Genomic DNA, 14,166 nt, shown 5'->3' on the forward strand with positions numbered 1-14,166 from the left:
CTTGAAAATATTTAAGACAGCTTCATTAAACTCGCGATTTACAAGGGACCAGAAATACCTTGCTTACGAATCATGATGAAGTGTAGCAGCATGAAGACAGCAATGAACCAGGGTAAAACGAAGGTGTGTAAGCTGTAGAAACGGGTTAGTGTTGCTTGTCCAACACTTGCGCTACCCCGAATTAACTCGACAATCAAAGGACCAACGCCAGGAATTGCTTCTGGTACACCAGAGACAATTTTGACCGCCCAATAACCAACTTGATCCCAAGGTAGAGAGTAACCGGTGACGCCAAAGGAAACCGTAATCACAGCTAAGACCACTCCGGTAATCCAAGTTAGCTCACGAGGTTTTTTGAAGCCGCCGGTGAGGTAAACTCGGAATGTATGGAGGATCATCATCAACACCATCATGCTTGCAGACCAACGGTGAATCGAGCGGATGAGCCAACCAAAGTTGACCTCGGTCATCAGATATTGAACAGAAGAAAAAGCCTCAGCAACGGTGGGCTTGTAGTAAAAAGTCATGGCAAAGCCCGTTGCAAATTGAATTAAAAAGCAGGTGAGGGTGATTCCACCGAGACAATAAAAAATGTTAACGTGAGGCGGAACGTATTTACTGGCAATGTCATCAGAGATCGCCTGGACTTCCAGACGCTCGTCAAACCATTGATAAATTTTAGAATCCGTTACTTGTTTTGTGAACATGAAGCCAGACTTCCTAGACTAAAAACGTTATTACTTTGCATCCCCTTGATAATTTTGACATCTTTTTCTCCCTTTGCCTTTTCGCAAAATCAAGGTTGGGAGATCGGAGAGGGGTGGATGAAGGGAATTATTACTTTTTCCTACGAGAACTTTAACATAAATTCTTAAATGCAGTCCCCCTCATCTTTTCGCAATTTGACTTTGTGTTCCGCGCTAAAATTGAATTAGAGCAACTACGAATCCTCAGATCGCCTGAGACAGAAGTTTACAAATTGTTAAGATATTGGCGTTTAATCTTAAAAGAAAATTAATAAACATCATGCCCGACTCGCAAGACAAAGCCAGGGAAGCGAGGGGAGAACGATAGTATAATTGTCATCAGTAACTATAGAACCAACGGTTACTGTATCGAAGGGCAGCGCACTGTCTCCTCCGAGGGGATCAGTAGTGCCGACTCGCCTTGATAGCAAGGAAACACTACAATCCATCTTGCACGCTCACTCAGCATGATCAAATCGACCTTTTGGCAAAAACTGTTTACCGTAATCGTTGTCGTTGGTATTGCCTGGCTTAGCTGGACTACGAATGCGACGGCTTATTATAATGAAGAAGAAAAAATTTTTTTACAAGCCTGGCGAATTGTGAATCAGGCTTATTTAGACGATTCGTTTAATGATCAAAATTGGTGGTTTGTACGCCAACGCTTCCTTGATCAGGGCTTTTCTGATCGGGAAGCGACTTACGAAGCCATTGAAGAAATGTTAGCTACCTTGGATGATCCCTTTACTCGCTTGTTACGACCCGAGCAGTATCGCAGTTTACAAGTGAATACCTCTGGGGAACTTTCTGGGGTAGGGTTACAAATCGATATTAATTCCCAAACCAAACAATTAGAGGTGGTCACGCCTATTGATGGCTCACCGGCGGAACAAGCAGGGGTGAAACCGCGCGATCGCGTTCTCGAAATTGATGGGGTCAGTACCAAAAATCTCTCCCTGGATGAAGCAGCCTCTCGGATGCGAGGAAAAGTCGGGACTCATGTCACTCTGACGGTTGAATCAGGAACGGAAGAAGAGACGACGGTGCGAGAACTCGATATCGTGCGCGATCGTATTTCCCTAAATCCGGTTTATGCCCGCCTCGATAACAGCGGAGAAGCCCCAATTGGTTATCTGCGTCTCGCCCAATTTAGTGCCAATGCCACCAAAGAAATTGCTCATTCTGTCGCTGACCTGGAAAATCAAGGGGCACAAGGCTTTATCCTCGATTTACGTAATAATCCCGGTGGTTTACTCCAAGCGGGCATCGAAGTGGCTCGTTTATGGTTAAATTCAGGGACAGTTGTTTATACGGTTAACCGACAAGGGATGATTGGTAGCTATGGAGCTAGCGATGCGGCGGTGACGGGGGCACCGTTGATTGTTCTGGTCAATCAAGGTAGTGCCAGTGCCAGTGAAATTTTGGCAGGCGCCCTTCAAGATAATGAGCGCGCGCAAATTGTTGGTGAAACGACCTTTGGGAAAGGGTTGATTCAATCTTTATTTGATTTACCCGATGACTCTGGGATTGCGGTTACCGTTGCCAAGTATGAAACCCCCAGTCACCGGGATATTAATGAAGCGGGCATCGAGCCAGATTACACCGTATCTCAGGCATTGCTCCCGTTTTCCCAAATGGGAACGGCTGAAGATGAGCAATACCAAGAAGCAGTGAAATTAATTACACAGAAAACTCTAGTGGCTCAGCATTAGGTTTGCGGTGGTAATTTTTGATGATTTGCATTTCCAGGGGGCGCTTGTTGAAGTTGGGCGAGTAAAATTGCAGCAATTTTTTTCGATGCCCCTGGTTTTCCCCTTACTGCTTGCAAGCGCGATCGAATGGCTAAGCGTTTATCAGGATACTCTAGCCACTCTAAAGCTGTTTTTGCCACTGCTTCTGGGTCGAGATTCCCCACTAATTCCGGAACAATCTCTTCTTTTGCCCAAATATTTGGCCAAGCGAAAAGGCGTTTTTTCCTTAGGACTAGCCAATTAATCAGCCTAGCAAAACTGCCTCCAATTAACGGTAAGTTGGCTAAGGTGCCGGGAATGCCGTCCCACGCCCGCATCGCATCGAGTTGGTAGGTGGGAAGTAAAACAATCATTGGAATTGCTAAGGCCCCTAATTCAGCCGTATTTGCTCCCACTGTGGTAAAACACAAGTGGCATTGGGACAGAACATCGTAAGCCGGGAATTTTGTCCACAGTAAGATTTTGGCCCCAGTTGCCGTTTCCAAATAAGGCAGTTGATTCGGGTCTGTGGGTACAACTAATTTGGCCCCCTCAGTTCCGACTTTTTTGACAATCGGATTATGGGTGGGATCAGCGTATTGAGCGAGCGTTTCAAGATCAAGGGTTGGGGCAACCGGAATGATAAACTGAGTATTAGGACGTTGTTTCTGCAAAGACTGCGCGATCGCGATCGTTAAAGGCACACCTTGCATTAACTTGGCCCGTTTCGAGCCCGGTAAAATGCCAATAAGTTCGGTTCCGGTCGCTAAATTTAATCCTAAGGATTTGGTATTGAGAGCAATTTGCGAATCTGCCATGATGTCACCGACGGTAGTAATTTTGTGGCGATGGGATTGAGGAGCTTTCGAAATTAAGTCGGCGTTCATCACTACAAAGTGATCCACCCAGGAATGCCAGCGTGTCTCCCACTCTGCGTAGATGACGACGGGGTATCCCAACCGTTTGCCGATAACGACTGGGAAAAACTGGTCTCCCCCTAGGAATAAGACGATGCCTTGCTTAGACCAGTTCCAGTGATCAGCCGTTTTTCCAAAAAACAAAAAAGGGAAAAATGCTTCCGCACTTTGAACGCGGTTAACACCTGGAATTGCCTCGGCAACTTCTACCTCTCGCCCTGTGGCGTGAGGACAAGGAGATAGAATTACAGAAATCCTAATTCCTAGATTGGGAGAGGCTTGCGCTTGCAATGCTGCCACTACTGGGCGTACCCAAGTAGAAAGTTCCCCTGGCCCATTACTGAGAATGAGAACATCAACAGCATCTGCCTGCGACATACAATTAATTAACTTCTAGATCTAAATTAACTCATTGGCTAAGTCGTTGCCCAAGAAATTGAAGCCTTGAAACGCTGATTTAAAGATGATTATTCATCATTTAATCTTGAACGCTTGACTTGTTGCCAAAGCGACTCTATTTCGGCTTGTAAATGCAGAAACTTAGCTTGTTGATCAGCTTGCAGGAGAGACTGTTTAAGCTGTATCAGAGGAGAATTCTCTTGAGAATTGACCTGGGAAGGATTCGGGGAATTAGACAATAGCGCGTTAGACATAGTAATCAGCCTTTAGCACTCAAAAGTGAAAGTTATATTTTATATTTCCAAACCCGTAATATAACCTAAATTCATTTTAATTGTGGAGAAATTGTGGCAATTTTTCAACTGGCTCAAGAGCAGATTGGAGAGGGTTAGCCAGTCATTGCTCCTGGGAGGGGAGAGTGAGAAAAGAAGCGATCAATCAAAATGAAAACTGCAGCAAAATTAGCGCCCACAAATCGCTGCCACCGAGGTAAACGCAATTTTACCTCGGCAAACGCTCCCTAATCGAAATGATCAAGCAAAATTTCTCACAGGAACTTCGCTCGTGTGAACAATAAGCATTGGACGCGCCAAACGATTTAATAAACCAGAAGCAACACTACCATAGAAAAACTGTTCTAAGCCAGTTTTTGCACTACTGGTCATAGCAATCAAGTCAGGCTGAGTGTTTTCTGCAACTGCAATAATACTCTCGATTGGGCGACCATATAATAAATTCACTTCCACCTCATAGTCATGTTCTTGGAATTGATTGCGCCAATTCAAGAGATAAGTTTTCGCTTTTTTAATGCGGTCTAACTCCTGATGTTTACCCAATTGACTTAACAAGTGTTCGGGAACAACCTCTTCTTTAATTTCTTTATTTAGATTGACGTATGCTGCTTTGTAGCTGGCATTTGTCACTACTCGCATCAAAATAATTTTTGCCTCATACATTTGTGCAATATGTTGCACATGAGGCATAATTTGCTCTGATTCTTTAGAACCATCGAGGGGAACGAGAATACGGTTATTCGTTTTTAAACTAATGTCAGTGTTGCTGGCGGCAATGAGGATGGGACAGGGAGCCCGGTTTAATAAAGCAGAACTAACACTACCATAAATCGCTTTTTTAAGCCCAGAGCGACCTTGACTGGTAATTGCTAAAACATCAATATCCATTTCTTCAATGGCATAGAGAATGGCATCAACCGCAACACCGCGCAGCAAAATCACTTCTGCTGATAAGCCTTCTTGCTCAAATTGTTTTTGCCAATTGTTTAAATAGGTTTTAGCATTATCAATTTTTTGCGGTTTAAAGGTAACTTCTTGTTCTTGCTCAAAATTAATAATTCCACTGCGGGTTGCCGGCTCAATAACCTGTGTAAAAAAGACAGTGGCTTCATCATGTTTGGCTAAGTTCTTCACATGAGGAATAATTGCTTCTGCCGTTTGGGAACCATCGAGTGGCACAAGGATTTTACGATACATAATAATTCTCAGTTTGAGTACAGGGGTTGACGCAATAGAGAAATGATGACTCTATGAAGGGTCAGAGCCATCAAATCAATCATGCTTATTCATCTTGGGCAAAACGTGCTTCTTGCCGAGATGACATAATCGCAGCAATTTTCTCTTCTCGTCTTGCTTCGGCTTCTCGCAACTCTGCCATTTCTAGTTCTCGTAATTCTTGCGAGAGCCCTCGATTGAGGCTATAACACATCACCAGTAACACAATGGCAAACGGTAAACCCGTGGCAATTGCAGCAGTTTGCAAGGCTGTTAGTCCACCCCCCAGGAGTAAAACAGCGGCAACAACTCCTTCCATTACTGCCCAAAAGACTCGCTGGGGAACCGGAGAATCCAATTTGCCGCCTGAAGTCAAATTATCCACGACTAACGAGCCGGAGTCAGAGGATGTCACAAAGAAGATTGTGACCAGGAGAATGCCAACAATCGAACTTAATGCCGTTAAGGGGAAGTTGTCGAGCATGACAAACATGGCAGTGGCAACATTTTCTTGCACCGCACCGGCAATATTAGCGGCATTAGTCAGTTGAAGATTTAAAGCCGCTCCGCCCATTGTAGAAAGCCAGAGAAAAGAGAGAAGGGTGGGTGCAATCAGAACACCCATGACAAATTCACGAATCGTGCGACCCCGGGAAACGCGGGCAATGAACATTCCCACAAAAGGAGACCAAGAAATCCACCAGCCCCAATAAAAGACCGTCCAGCTATTTTGCCAAGTGCTCTCTTCACCGGAAGCAAAGGATTCTGTCCAGAAACTGAGCATCGGAAATCGAGCAACATAATTGCCAATATTTTGGACAAAGGTATCAAAAATAAAGAGGGTCGGTCCTAAAACCAGGACAAATACCATAAACGTTGCAGCCAGATAAAGGTTCCACTCACTGAGTCGACGCACCCCACCATCTAAACCCGCAACTACAGATAAGGTGGCAAAGCTTGTAATAATCGCAATTAAAGTGACCTGGGTGATAACCCCTTCATTAATTGCTGGAATGAGAAAACTTAACCCAGCTGCAACCTGTTGTACCCCTAAGCCGAGGGAAGTTGCTAAACCAAATAAGTCAGCAACAACGGCAAGAATATCAATGACATGACCGGGCCATTCGTAAATCCGTTCTCCGAGTAGGGGATAAAAAACGGAGCGCATTGTTAAGGGCAGTCCGCGGTTGAAGGCAAAAAAGGCAAGTCCTAAACCCACTAAGGCATAGAGTCCCCAAGGATGCAGTCCCCAATGATAAAACGTTAGGGTCATTGCTGTTTCTGCTGCATCGGGGGTTCCTGCTGCGGAGCCAAATATGGGTGGGGGGCTAGTGAAGTGGAACATCGGTTCCCCCACACTCCAAAACATTAAACCGATTCCCATACCCGCACTCAAGAGCATCGCAAACCAAGCAAAGGTAGAAAATTCAGGTTTAGCATCTTGTCCACCAAGGCGAATTCTGCCAAATTTACTAAAGGCAAAAATCAAGATGACACCAAGAAAAATATTCGCAGCGAGGATATAAAACCAGCCACCATAAGTCGCAATACTATTGAGAGTGGCGTTAAAAACGGAAGAGGCTTGTTCCTTAAATACTAAGGTAAGGACAATAAAAAGAAGTACCAAACCCCCAGAGATGGGTGCGACTTGGGGATGAAGATCAAATCCCCATTTTTGGAAGTTGGTATCGCCAGGATAACGTTCTGTTGTTTCTTCCAGAAGTTCCTCTTCAAAATCTGGACGTTTTGATTGTTTAACCATACAATTTTTTCTTTTTCAAAAGTTTTTTGGCTACAGACTAAAGGTACTGCTAGACTTCAAGCGTTCATTAAAAATCTACTGAAGTTTCATTGGACAGATTGAGCTCTTGCAAAACTTATCGTTTTTACCAGTTATAGCGAAAAACGGTTCTTTATACCAGTCTCCTCAGAGGGAAAATCAGAGAAAAAACTGATGGGAATTGTGTGAAAAAGGCGAGGAAAATTTTTCCTCGCCGGGGTAATCCTTTGCTGAGATTTTACTAAAAGTGTCAATAAATTAAGATTTACTAAATTCTAAGCCATGTTCTTCTGCATATCGTTCCATAAAGCGCATAAAACGATCCCATTCTTCTTCTGATTTCATATAATGAACGGCTTCGAGCGCTGTGGGCTTTCCATTCACAAATTTACCTTTCACATCTTGAGTCGAAATAATGCCCTCATCATCAATCAGATACATTCCGGTAATTTCTTGAGTGCTTTCTGCCCCTAAAACTTTCGGATTGTCAAAGCGAAAAGTAGCGGTTCCACTGCTACCATCGCGAGAACGGGTCAAGCGGACATCAGGGATTGTTTCCTCATCAATGCCTCGTGAAAATTGAATAGATGCTGCCATTTTTTTGTTGTGTTTTCCTTCAAAGTAATATCGTACAAGTATTAACACTGAGTGTTACTGAGTCATTGGCACGATGTGGCAAAACTACTGGGGGCATCACACTTAGACTCACTCGGGAAATTTGAAGATAAACGTTACTTTATCGTCTTTCCCTAAAGCCAGCACATCGCCAGAAGAAATTTCTTGACGTTCCCCCTTAGTCACTGCAGTATGATTCACATATGTGCCGTTAGAACTCCCTAAATCTTCAATGTAATATGTTTCGCCTTCGATGTGAATCAGTGCGTGCTCACGGGAAATAATTTCTGCATCAGCAAGACTAGAGAGATCGATATCTGGGGGATGATTACTATTCGGTTTTCCCAGCATAATGGTTGTCTGATCTTCAGGCAAAGTAATCATTTCATCGCTTTGTATATGCAGCAAGTAGGGACTAGTCGATGGTTGTAAATTTGGAGTGGGTTCCTCAGCAGTGGCATTAGAATTTTCTGGATTCGGGTTAGTTTCTTCGGCTTGAGGGAATTCATTAGTGGTTTCGCTCATAACTATCAATCAGTTACTTGGTTCAACATTAATTATATTTCCATTTAACTTGAAATCTGTGCACCTGCTTCTTGATCGAATAGCCACCACAGTTCTCCTTGGGGTTGAATTAGGCGGGCTGGATATTGCAAAGCATCTCCTTGGGCAGCAAAGATTTCCTGCAGAGCGGGACGTTTATTGGCTCCGGTCACTAAAAAAATAACAGCTCGTCCTTGATTAATCAAAGGTGCCGTAAAGCTCAAACGCTTGCTTTCCCCTTTGTTGCCAACGGTAATTAGACGATCGCGCACCGTTAAGGCTTCCGTTTGCGGAAACAGGGATGCAGTATGCCCATCATCACCTATTCCCAGTAATATGATATCAAGGCTGGGCCATTCTCCGGCTCCGCATTGGAAAAATGTTTGCAGGTCTTGTTCATGTTTCTTAGCATCTACAACTGGATCTTGCCCTGTAGTCGGCATGGGGTGAATGTTTTCTGCTGGAATCGCAACGTGATCTAACCAGGCCTCTCGCGCCATTTTTTGGTTACTATCGGGGTGATCGGCAGGAACATAGCGTTCATCGCCCCAAAAGATATGAAGTTTTTCCCAGGGGAGATTTTGCTGAGCCAGTGTTTCGTAAACTGGCTTGGGGGTGCCGCCACCAGCTAAAGCTACGGTGCATTGTCCTCGTTGCGCGATCGCGCTCTGGATTTTTTCCACAATCAGTTGAACGGCGCGCTCAACCAAACTCCCTTGATCTGACAAAATTTCAGTGGGCATTTTCAGTAACTCAATTCAGTAACAATAAAATGTTACGATGGAATGTATGATTTTGACTTTACTGAAGAGTGAGCAAAACTAAAGTCAAAAATTACGCCTTTTTCAACCGCAGAATGCGGCTTGCCATCGTCTCGTGAATCGATGCGGGAGAAAGGCAAACCAAACACCGCTGCTCTGATCACTGGTCAAAAATGGCATAATATTCATATACGCAATATTTCTTTACAAACCTGGTCGCACACCTATGTTTTTTCTGCACCAGTATAACCTTCAGAGTCAGTTTGGCTCATCATCTGTTTGTCAAATTCCCCCTAGCAACGGTAAGGAGAATTAACCCTCTGTGATCGAACGTTTCAAGCAAAACCTGAAAAATGACTTAATTGCGGGTTTGCTGGTCGTCATTCCCTTAGCAACGACCATTTGGCTGACGATTACCATCGCCAATTGGGTGATTAACTTTCTCACCCGCATCCCGAAACAACTCAACCCTTTTGAGGGGCTACACCCCATTTTGACCAACTTGCTCAATCTGGTTGTTGGCTTAGCCGTACCATTACTATTTATTTTGTTCATCGGCTTAATGGCGCGGAATATTGCAGGGCGTTGGTTGCTCGATGTGGGGGAACAAGTCTTACAAGCTATTCCTCTGGCGGGTTCGGTTTATAAAACGCTGAAACAAATTCTTGAAACCCTTTTACAAGATTCTAAAAGTAAATTTCGGCGCGTGGTTATGGTCGAGTATCCTCGCCCTGGCTTATGGACTCTGGCATTTGTCACGGGTAGCGTTAGTACCCAGTTTCAGTCTCATTTATCCAAACCAATGCTGAGCTTATTTATTCCCACGACACCGAACCCAACGACCGGGTGGTACGCCATGGTTCCCGAGGAAGAAGTCATTAACTTACAAATTTCAGTAGAGGATGCCTTCAAAGTTTTAATTTCTGCTGGAATTGTCAGTCCCACGACCACAATTCCCCCTCAGTTTAAGCCGCAACCGCAAAATGGAAAGCCTGCAGCACCCTCCACTGTTGCTGCTACTAACTCTACTGTTTCAGGAGAAACTGAAAATGCAAATGGGCAAGCCAACAATTAATTGAGTTTCAGGGCGTTGACAGGAACCTCTTCCCAAGAATGGACGGTTCGGAGACGGGCAACCCAACCTTGTGCTTTTTGAGTTTCTGTCAAATTTTGTTGAAAGGATTGATGACAATCTTCTGCTGCTTGTTGATTGCAGGATGCAATACAGGCGTAAAGCAAACCGGAAGGATCGAGTTGTTCATTGACCCAAATCGTCATAATCTTTTCCTCCTTATTCAGTGTTCATCATTAGGGTTGGGCAAACCAGCAAGTGTAAACTTTGAACCTTATCCGGGTGACATCACACCTTTAGATTTGCCTACCCTCCTATTTTTCCACAGAATTAGCTGTGATGCGGAAACTTTTAGCTCAGGTTAAAGTTTCTCTGTTTAACGCTGAATTTCTTTACTTTTTTTGACATTAAGGCAACAAATTTTCAGAATTCAGGGGGCTAGCGAGTTGTGCAATTGCGGTTCCTGTCACGCGACAAATCCGCCAGTCGGGCAACACTTGCGCTCCCATTTGCTCATAAAAGGCAATGGCATTTTGGTTCCAATCGAGGACACTCCATTCTAAGCGTCCTGCTCCTCGTTGGTGCGCGATCGCGGCAACAGCCCCTAATAAAGCCCGACCAACACCGAAACCACGATAATCTGACAAGACAAATAAGTCTTCGAGATATAAACCCGGTTGAGTGAGAAACGTCGAATAATTGGTAAAAAATAGGGCAAAACCCACTATTTTCTCTTCCCACTCAGCCACAACTACTTCTGCATAGGGCATTTCGCCAAATAAATGCTCGGCTAACGTTGCCGCATCTCCGGTTACGGCGTCGGAAAGTTGTTCATAAGCAGCTAAGGCTTTAATTAACCCCATAATGGCAGAAATATCATCGCGCCTTGCTGCTCGAACTCGGACAGAATTGATCTCATCCATCATGCCACCGTTTGCTTGATGCTTATAACCACCCTTTTAACCGACGTGCCACTTGGGGGCGTCGTAGCTTCCGCATGGCTTTGCTTTGAATTTGACGGACGCGTTCCCGAGACAAGTTAAACATAAAACCGACTTCTTCTAGGGTGTAGGGTTGGCTGGCATTTAAGCCATAGCGCATGGAAATGACATCTTTTTCTCGTTCGGTGAGAACATCACTCAAAACATCGCAGATTTCCTGATTCATCATCGCTTCATTCATCTGATCTTCAGGCAATCTCATTTCATGATCTTCGAGTAGTTCCAATAACTCCGTATCTTCTCCTTTCCCCACACGATGGTTGAGAGAGAGAGACTGACGACGCAATTGCAAAAGTTGATGAAGTTGCGACTCGGATACATCTAACGCTTCAGCTAATTCAGCTTCTGTGGGATTACGCTGCAATTCTTGTTTAAGATCTCGCTGGGCTTTTTTCAGCTTATTCAGTTTTTCGACAATATGAATCGGCAGACGAATGGTACGAGCATCATTAGCAATAGTGCGAGTAATGGCTTGGCGAATCCACCAATAGGCATAAGTCGAGAATTTATAACCTTTATTGGGATCAAATTTTTCGGCAGCTCGATTTAAACCAATTGCCCCTTCTTGAATTAAATCTAAAAAGGGAACGCCTCGATTGAGATAGCGTTTGGCAATAGAAACCACTAATCTCAAATTAGAGCGAATCATCCGTCGTTTCGCCACTCGTCCCTGATACAGTTTGCGCTCTAACTCTTTAATTCCTATTTCTAGAGTATCTGCTAATGCTTGTTTGCTTGGAGAACAACCCAAATTTTCCGCTAATTCTTGGCGTTGATTTTCGATATCGGCAGCTAACTTAACCTGTTGAGCCAGTTCCACTTCTTCTTCTGGTTTCAGCAGCGGATAACGGGCCATTTCTTTGAAAAAAGCACCAACTGTATCCTCATATTTGCTTCTTTGAGAATGATTGAGGTCACTATTTTCTTCCTGAGAAAAATCGACCTCGACTAATTGCATTGCTGAAACTTCAGTTTCTTCTAAGGGAGAAAGTAAGGTTTCAAAGCCCTCGGTCGGGGTTAGAGACTCATCAGGTTTTGTTTCTTGGCTCGTCATTAGTTTAATGTCTGTCATAGTAAATTAAGTAAAGGTTTAACGTTAATTTAGGTTCAGTTAACCCTATCATCTAGGGTTTTTTTGAATAGTACTGCAATAACTTTGAGAGTAATAATCTTAGATTTATTTGTTTAACAGAATTATCAAGTTGATTTTGTCGCTATTTTGACGATTTGCCAACATACTTTTAGAAAATGATGCGTTTTAGCATTTCAAACGACTATTGAGGATTCTTTTATTTCTTGCTATAGTTTCTGCTCTAACAGTAACATCTCATAGGATGAGCTTAAGGATTTAATAGGATAGTATCAACTACCGCAGGTGGGAAATTAAAAATGGGAGAACAAAAACAATGGGTATGGCGATCGCAGCCTTTACAAAAACGGACGGGGTCAGATATTTTTCAGCATCTCTTCCGCGACAATCTGTCCTATGCTGTTCTTCTGGAAAGTCCTTCTCTTAGCGATCAGCCGCAACTGTGTCGATATTCTCTTTGCGCAGGCAATCCCCGTCAAATTAACCAGCAAATGCAGGTGTGGACTCCACCTGTCGGTAAAATCCTATCCTGTTTGCAGCAGTTGCAAGACCGGTGTTCTGCTGATATTCCTGATGAAGTGAGCCATTTGCCTTTTACGGGCGGGTATTTGGGCTGGCTGGGGTATGATTTAGCTTGGGAAATTGAACGTTTGCCAGAAATTAATCGTGATCCACTGCCGTTTCCGAGGGCGTATTGGTATGAACCAGAAACTTTTGCAGTATTAGATCATCAAGAACAAGTGCTTTGGTTAGCAGCGAGTCATCCTCAGCAACTCGATACGTTAGAACATTGTTTAGAAACCCCTTTCCCTGATTTCTCTGTTACTGCAAGCCGTGAGGTTTCTCCACCCCAATTTCTCACTTCGGCACAAGACTATCAGGCAATGGTTCGTCGAGCCAAGGAATACATCTATGCTGGTGATATTTTCCAAACGAATTTATCTTTGCGCTTCCAAGCGGAAACCCAAAGAGACAGTTGGCAAATTTACCACTCCCTACAAGAGATTAATCCGTCCCCCTTTGCCAGCTATTGGCGTACCCCGTGGGGATCGCTAATCAGTTGTTCCCCGGAACGACTGGTGCAAAGACAGGGAAATCTTTGCCAAACCCGCCCCATTGCAGGGACTCGCCCTCGAGGAGACACGGCAACAACTGATACCAAGCTTGCCAATGAACTCCGCGCGAATGTTAAGGAACAAGCAGAACATATTATGCTGCTTGATCTCGAACGAAATGATCTCGGACGGATTTGTCAGTGGGGAACAGTGAAAGTTGATGAGTTATTGACCATTGAGCGATATAGCCATGTGATGCACTTGGTCAGTAATGTTCAAGGCGTGATGAAACCAGAAACTAGTAGTGTTGATCTAATCCGGGCTTTATTTCCTGGCGGTACGATTACCGGTTGTCCCAAAGTGCGTTGTCTAGAGATTATTGAGGAGTTAGAACCGTTCCGCCGGAGTTTATTTTATGGGTCTTGTGGCTATTTAGACCAACGGGGGAATCTGGACTTGAATATTTTAATTCGGACGCTCTTGTTTGTGGAAGGAACCGTTTGGGGACAAGTGGGGGCAGGAATTGTGGCTGATAGCGATCCGCAACGGGAATGGGAAGAGTCTTTAAATAAAGGTAAGGCTCAGGTGAGCGCAATTACATTATAAAATCGTTTCCTTGCTGTTGAAATCCGGGAATTAACTGCTGAGGAGCACGAGGAGCGATAAGTCCCGCGCTCGATCCGATCGGATGAGCGGCGGGACGGGGCGTTCAAGGTGCGGAAATGAATTCCGCACACAGCCCCTCATCCATGAACTCCTCGTGTGAGTCGAAGCCTTCGATCGGCGGAGACGAACATTACCACCGACAAAGATTTGTGGTAATATTGATTGATGCTAACAATAGACATCTCCATAATAGCAATAACATGGTAAGATTGAAACAAAATTTGTGTGGTGTGCGATGAAATATACTTGGAGTTACATTCAAAAAAATCCAAAGCAAGTTAAA

At 44.2% G+C, this 14,166-nt stretch carries 15 protein-coding genes; 3 read left to right on the forward strand and 12 right to left on the reverse strand.

The window, feature by feature from the left end:
* Positions 1–38 precede the first annotated feature (38 nt).
* Both GVY04_21680 and GVY04_21685 read right to left on the reverse strand, forming a co-directional pair.
* On the reverse strand, positions 39–707 hold the full coding sequence (locus GVY04_21680) for a cytochrome b6 (GenBank protein NBD18641.1): 669 nt from the start codon (positions 705–707) through the stop codon (positions 39–41).
* Positions 708–1,024: 317 nt separating this feature from the next.
* On the reverse strand, positions 1,025–1,195 hold the full coding sequence (locus GVY04_21685) for a hypothetical protein (GenBank protein ID NBD18642.1): 171 nt from the start codon (positions 1,193–1,195) through the stop codon (positions 1,025–1,027).
* Between the two features lie 18 nt (positions 1,196–1,213).
* On the opposite strand from GVY04_21685, the gene GVY04_21690 reads away from it, so the two are divergent.
* Positions 1,214–2,458 carry a PDZ domain-containing protein gene (locus GVY04_21690; GenBank protein NBD18643.1) on the forward strand — a complete coding sequence of 415 codons (1,245 nt, stop codon included), beginning with the start codon at positions 1,214–1,216 and terminating at the stop codon, positions 2,456–2,458.
* Here the strand turns inward: GVY04_21690 and GVY04_21695 are convergent.
* The 7 genes from GVY04_21695 to pgl all read right to left on the reverse strand — a co-directional run bounded on the left by GVY04_21695 (position 2,455) and on the right by pgl (position 8,981).
* Positions 2,455–3,771 carry a lipid-A-disaccharide synthase gene (locus GVY04_21695; protein ID NBD18644.1) on the reverse strand — a complete coding sequence of 439 codons (1,317 nt, stop codon included), beginning with the start codon at positions 3,769–3,771 and terminating at the stop codon, positions 2,455–2,457. The genes GVY04_21690 and GVY04_21695 overlap by 4 nt on opposite strands.
* Positions 3,772–3,860: 89 nt before the next feature.
* Positions 3,861–4,046, reverse strand: coding sequence for a hypothetical protein (locus GVY04_21700; protein ID NBD18645.1), 186 nt, complete (start codon positions 4,044–4,046; stop codon positions 3,861–3,863).
* Between the two features lie 279 nt (positions 4,047–4,325).
* The gene (locus GVY04_21705; protein NBD18646.1) at positions 4,326–5,282 is read right to left on the reverse strand and encodes a universal stress protein; all 957 of its coding nucleotides are present in this window, start codon (positions 5,280–5,282) and stop codon (positions 4,326–4,328) included.
* An 85-nt stretch (positions 5,283–5,367) separates the two neighbouring features.
* On the reverse strand, positions 5,368–7,062 hold the full coding sequence (locus GVY04_21710) for a BCCT family transporter (protein ID NBD18647.1): 1,695 nt from the start codon (positions 7,060–7,062) through the stop codon (positions 5,368–5,370).
* Between the two features lie 276 nt (positions 7,063–7,338).
* Positions 7,339–7,677, reverse strand: coding sequence for a photosystem II reaction center protein Psb28 (locus tag GVY04_21715; GenBank protein NBD18648.1), 339 nt, complete (start codon positions 7,675–7,677; stop codon positions 7,339–7,341).
* Between the two features lie 108 nt (positions 7,678–7,785).
* Positions 7,786–8,220, reverse strand: a complete 435-nt coding sequence (locus GVY04_21720; GenBank protein NBD18649.1) for an FHA domain-containing protein — start codon at positions 8,218–8,220, stop codon at positions 7,786–7,788.
* Between the two features lie 44 nt (positions 8,221–8,264).
* A complete protein-coding gene (pgl, locus tag GVY04_21725; protein ID NBD18650.1) occupies positions 8,265–8,981 on the reverse strand; it encodes a 6-phosphogluconolactonase in 717 nt (238 codons plus the stop codon).
* Positions 8,982–9,321: 340 nt separating this feature from the next.
* Between pgl and GVY04_21730 the strand changes: the two genes are divergently transcribed.
* Positions 9,322–10,074: a DUF502 domain-containing protein gene (locus GVY04_21730; protein NBD18651.1), complete on the forward strand. Its 753-nt coding sequence runs from the start codon at positions 9,322–9,324 to the stop codon at positions 10,072–10,074.
* On the opposite strand, the gene GVY04_21735 is transcribed toward GVY04_21730, so the two are convergent.
* From GVY04_21735 to GVY04_21745, 3 genes are all read right to left on the reverse strand, one after another.
* Entirely contained in the window at positions 10,071–10,277 is a 207-nt protein-coding gene (locus tag GVY04_21735) for a glycogen debranching protein (GenBank protein ID NBD18652.1), read from the reverse strand. The genes GVY04_21730 and GVY04_21735 overlap by 4 nt on opposite strands.
* A 201-nt stretch (positions 10,278–10,478) precedes the next feature.
* Positions 10,479–10,994, reverse strand: coding sequence for a GNAT family N-acetyltransferase (locus GVY04_21740; protein ID NBD18653.1), 516 nt, complete (start codon positions 10,992–10,994; stop codon positions 10,479–10,481).
* A 22-nt stretch (positions 10,995–11,016) separates the two neighbouring features.
* On the reverse strand, positions 11,017–12,126 hold the full coding sequence (locus tag GVY04_21745; protein NBD18654.1) for an RNA polymerase sigma factor, RpoD/SigA family: 1,110 nt from the start codon (positions 12,124–12,126) through the stop codon (positions 11,017–11,019).
* Between the two features lie 335 nt (positions 12,127–12,461).
* Here GVY04_21745 and GVY04_21750 point away from each other — a divergent pair, with 335 nt between their 5' ends.
* Positions 12,462–13,823 (forward strand): anthranilate synthase component I, encoded by a 1,362-nt coding sequence (locus GVY04_21750; protein NBD18655.1) that lies wholly within the window; start codon positions 12,462–12,464, stop codon positions 13,821–13,823.
* The last annotated feature ends 343 nt before the right edge of the window (positions 13,824–14,166 follow it).

It is taken from the genome of Cyanobacteria bacterium GSL.Bin1 (assembly GCA_009909085.1).
GTDB lineage: Bacteria > Cyanobacteriota > Cyanobacteriia > Cyanobacteriales > Rubidibacteraceae > Halothece.

Coding starts and splice junctions, on each gene's coding strand:
- GVY04_21680 (NBD18641.1), bottom strand. CDS start 707: ATGTTCACAAAACAAGTAACGGATTCTAAAATTTATCAATGGTTTGAC.
- GVY04_21685 (NBD18642.1), bottom strand. CDS start 1,195: ATGGATTGTAGTGTTTCCTTGCTATCAAGGCGAGTCGGCACTACTGAT.
- GVY04_21690 (NBD18643.1), top strand. CDS start 1,214: ATGATCAAATCGACCTTTTGGCAAAAACTGTTTACCGTAATCGTTGTC.
- GVY04_21695 (NBD18644.1), bottom strand. CDS start 3,771: ATGTCGCAGGCAGATGCTGTTGATGTTCTCATTCTCAGTAATGGGCCA.
- GVY04_21700 (NBD18645.1), bottom strand. CDS start 4,046: ATGTCTAACGCGCTATTGTCTAATTCCCCGAATCCTTCCCAGGTCAAT.
- GVY04_21705 (NBD18646.1), bottom strand. CDS start 5,282: ATGTATCGTAAAATCCTTGTGCCACTCGATGGTTCCCAAACGGCAGAA.
- GVY04_21710 (NBD18647.1), bottom strand. CDS start 7,062: ATGGTTAAACAATCAAAACGTCCAGATTTTGAAGAGGAACTTCTGGAA.
- GVY04_21715 (NBD18648.1), bottom strand. CDS start 7,677: ATGGCAGCATCTATTCAATTTTCACGAGGCATTGATGAGGAAACAATC.
- GVY04_21720 (NBD18649.1), bottom strand. CDS start 8,220: ATGAGCGAAACCACTAATGAATTCCCTCAAGCCGAAGAAACTAACCCG.
- pgl (NBD18650.1), bottom strand. CDS start 8,981: ATGCCCACTGAAATTTTGTCAGATCAAGGGAGTTTGGTTGAGCGCGCC.
- GVY04_21735 (NBD18652.1), bottom strand. CDS start 10,277: ATGACGATTTGGGTCAATGAACAACTCGATCCTTCCGGTTTGCTTTAC.
- GVY04_21740 (NBD18653.1), bottom strand. CDS start 10,994: ATGGATGAGATCAATTCTGTCCGAGTTCGAGCAGCAAGGCGCGATGAT.
- GVY04_21745 (NBD18654.1), bottom strand. CDS start 12,126: ATGACGAGCCAAGAAACAAAACCTGATGAGTCTCTAACCCCGACCGAG.
- GVY04_21750 (NBD18655.1), top strand. CDS start 12,462: ATGGGAGAACAAAAACAATGGGTATGGCGATCGCAGCCTTTACAAAAA.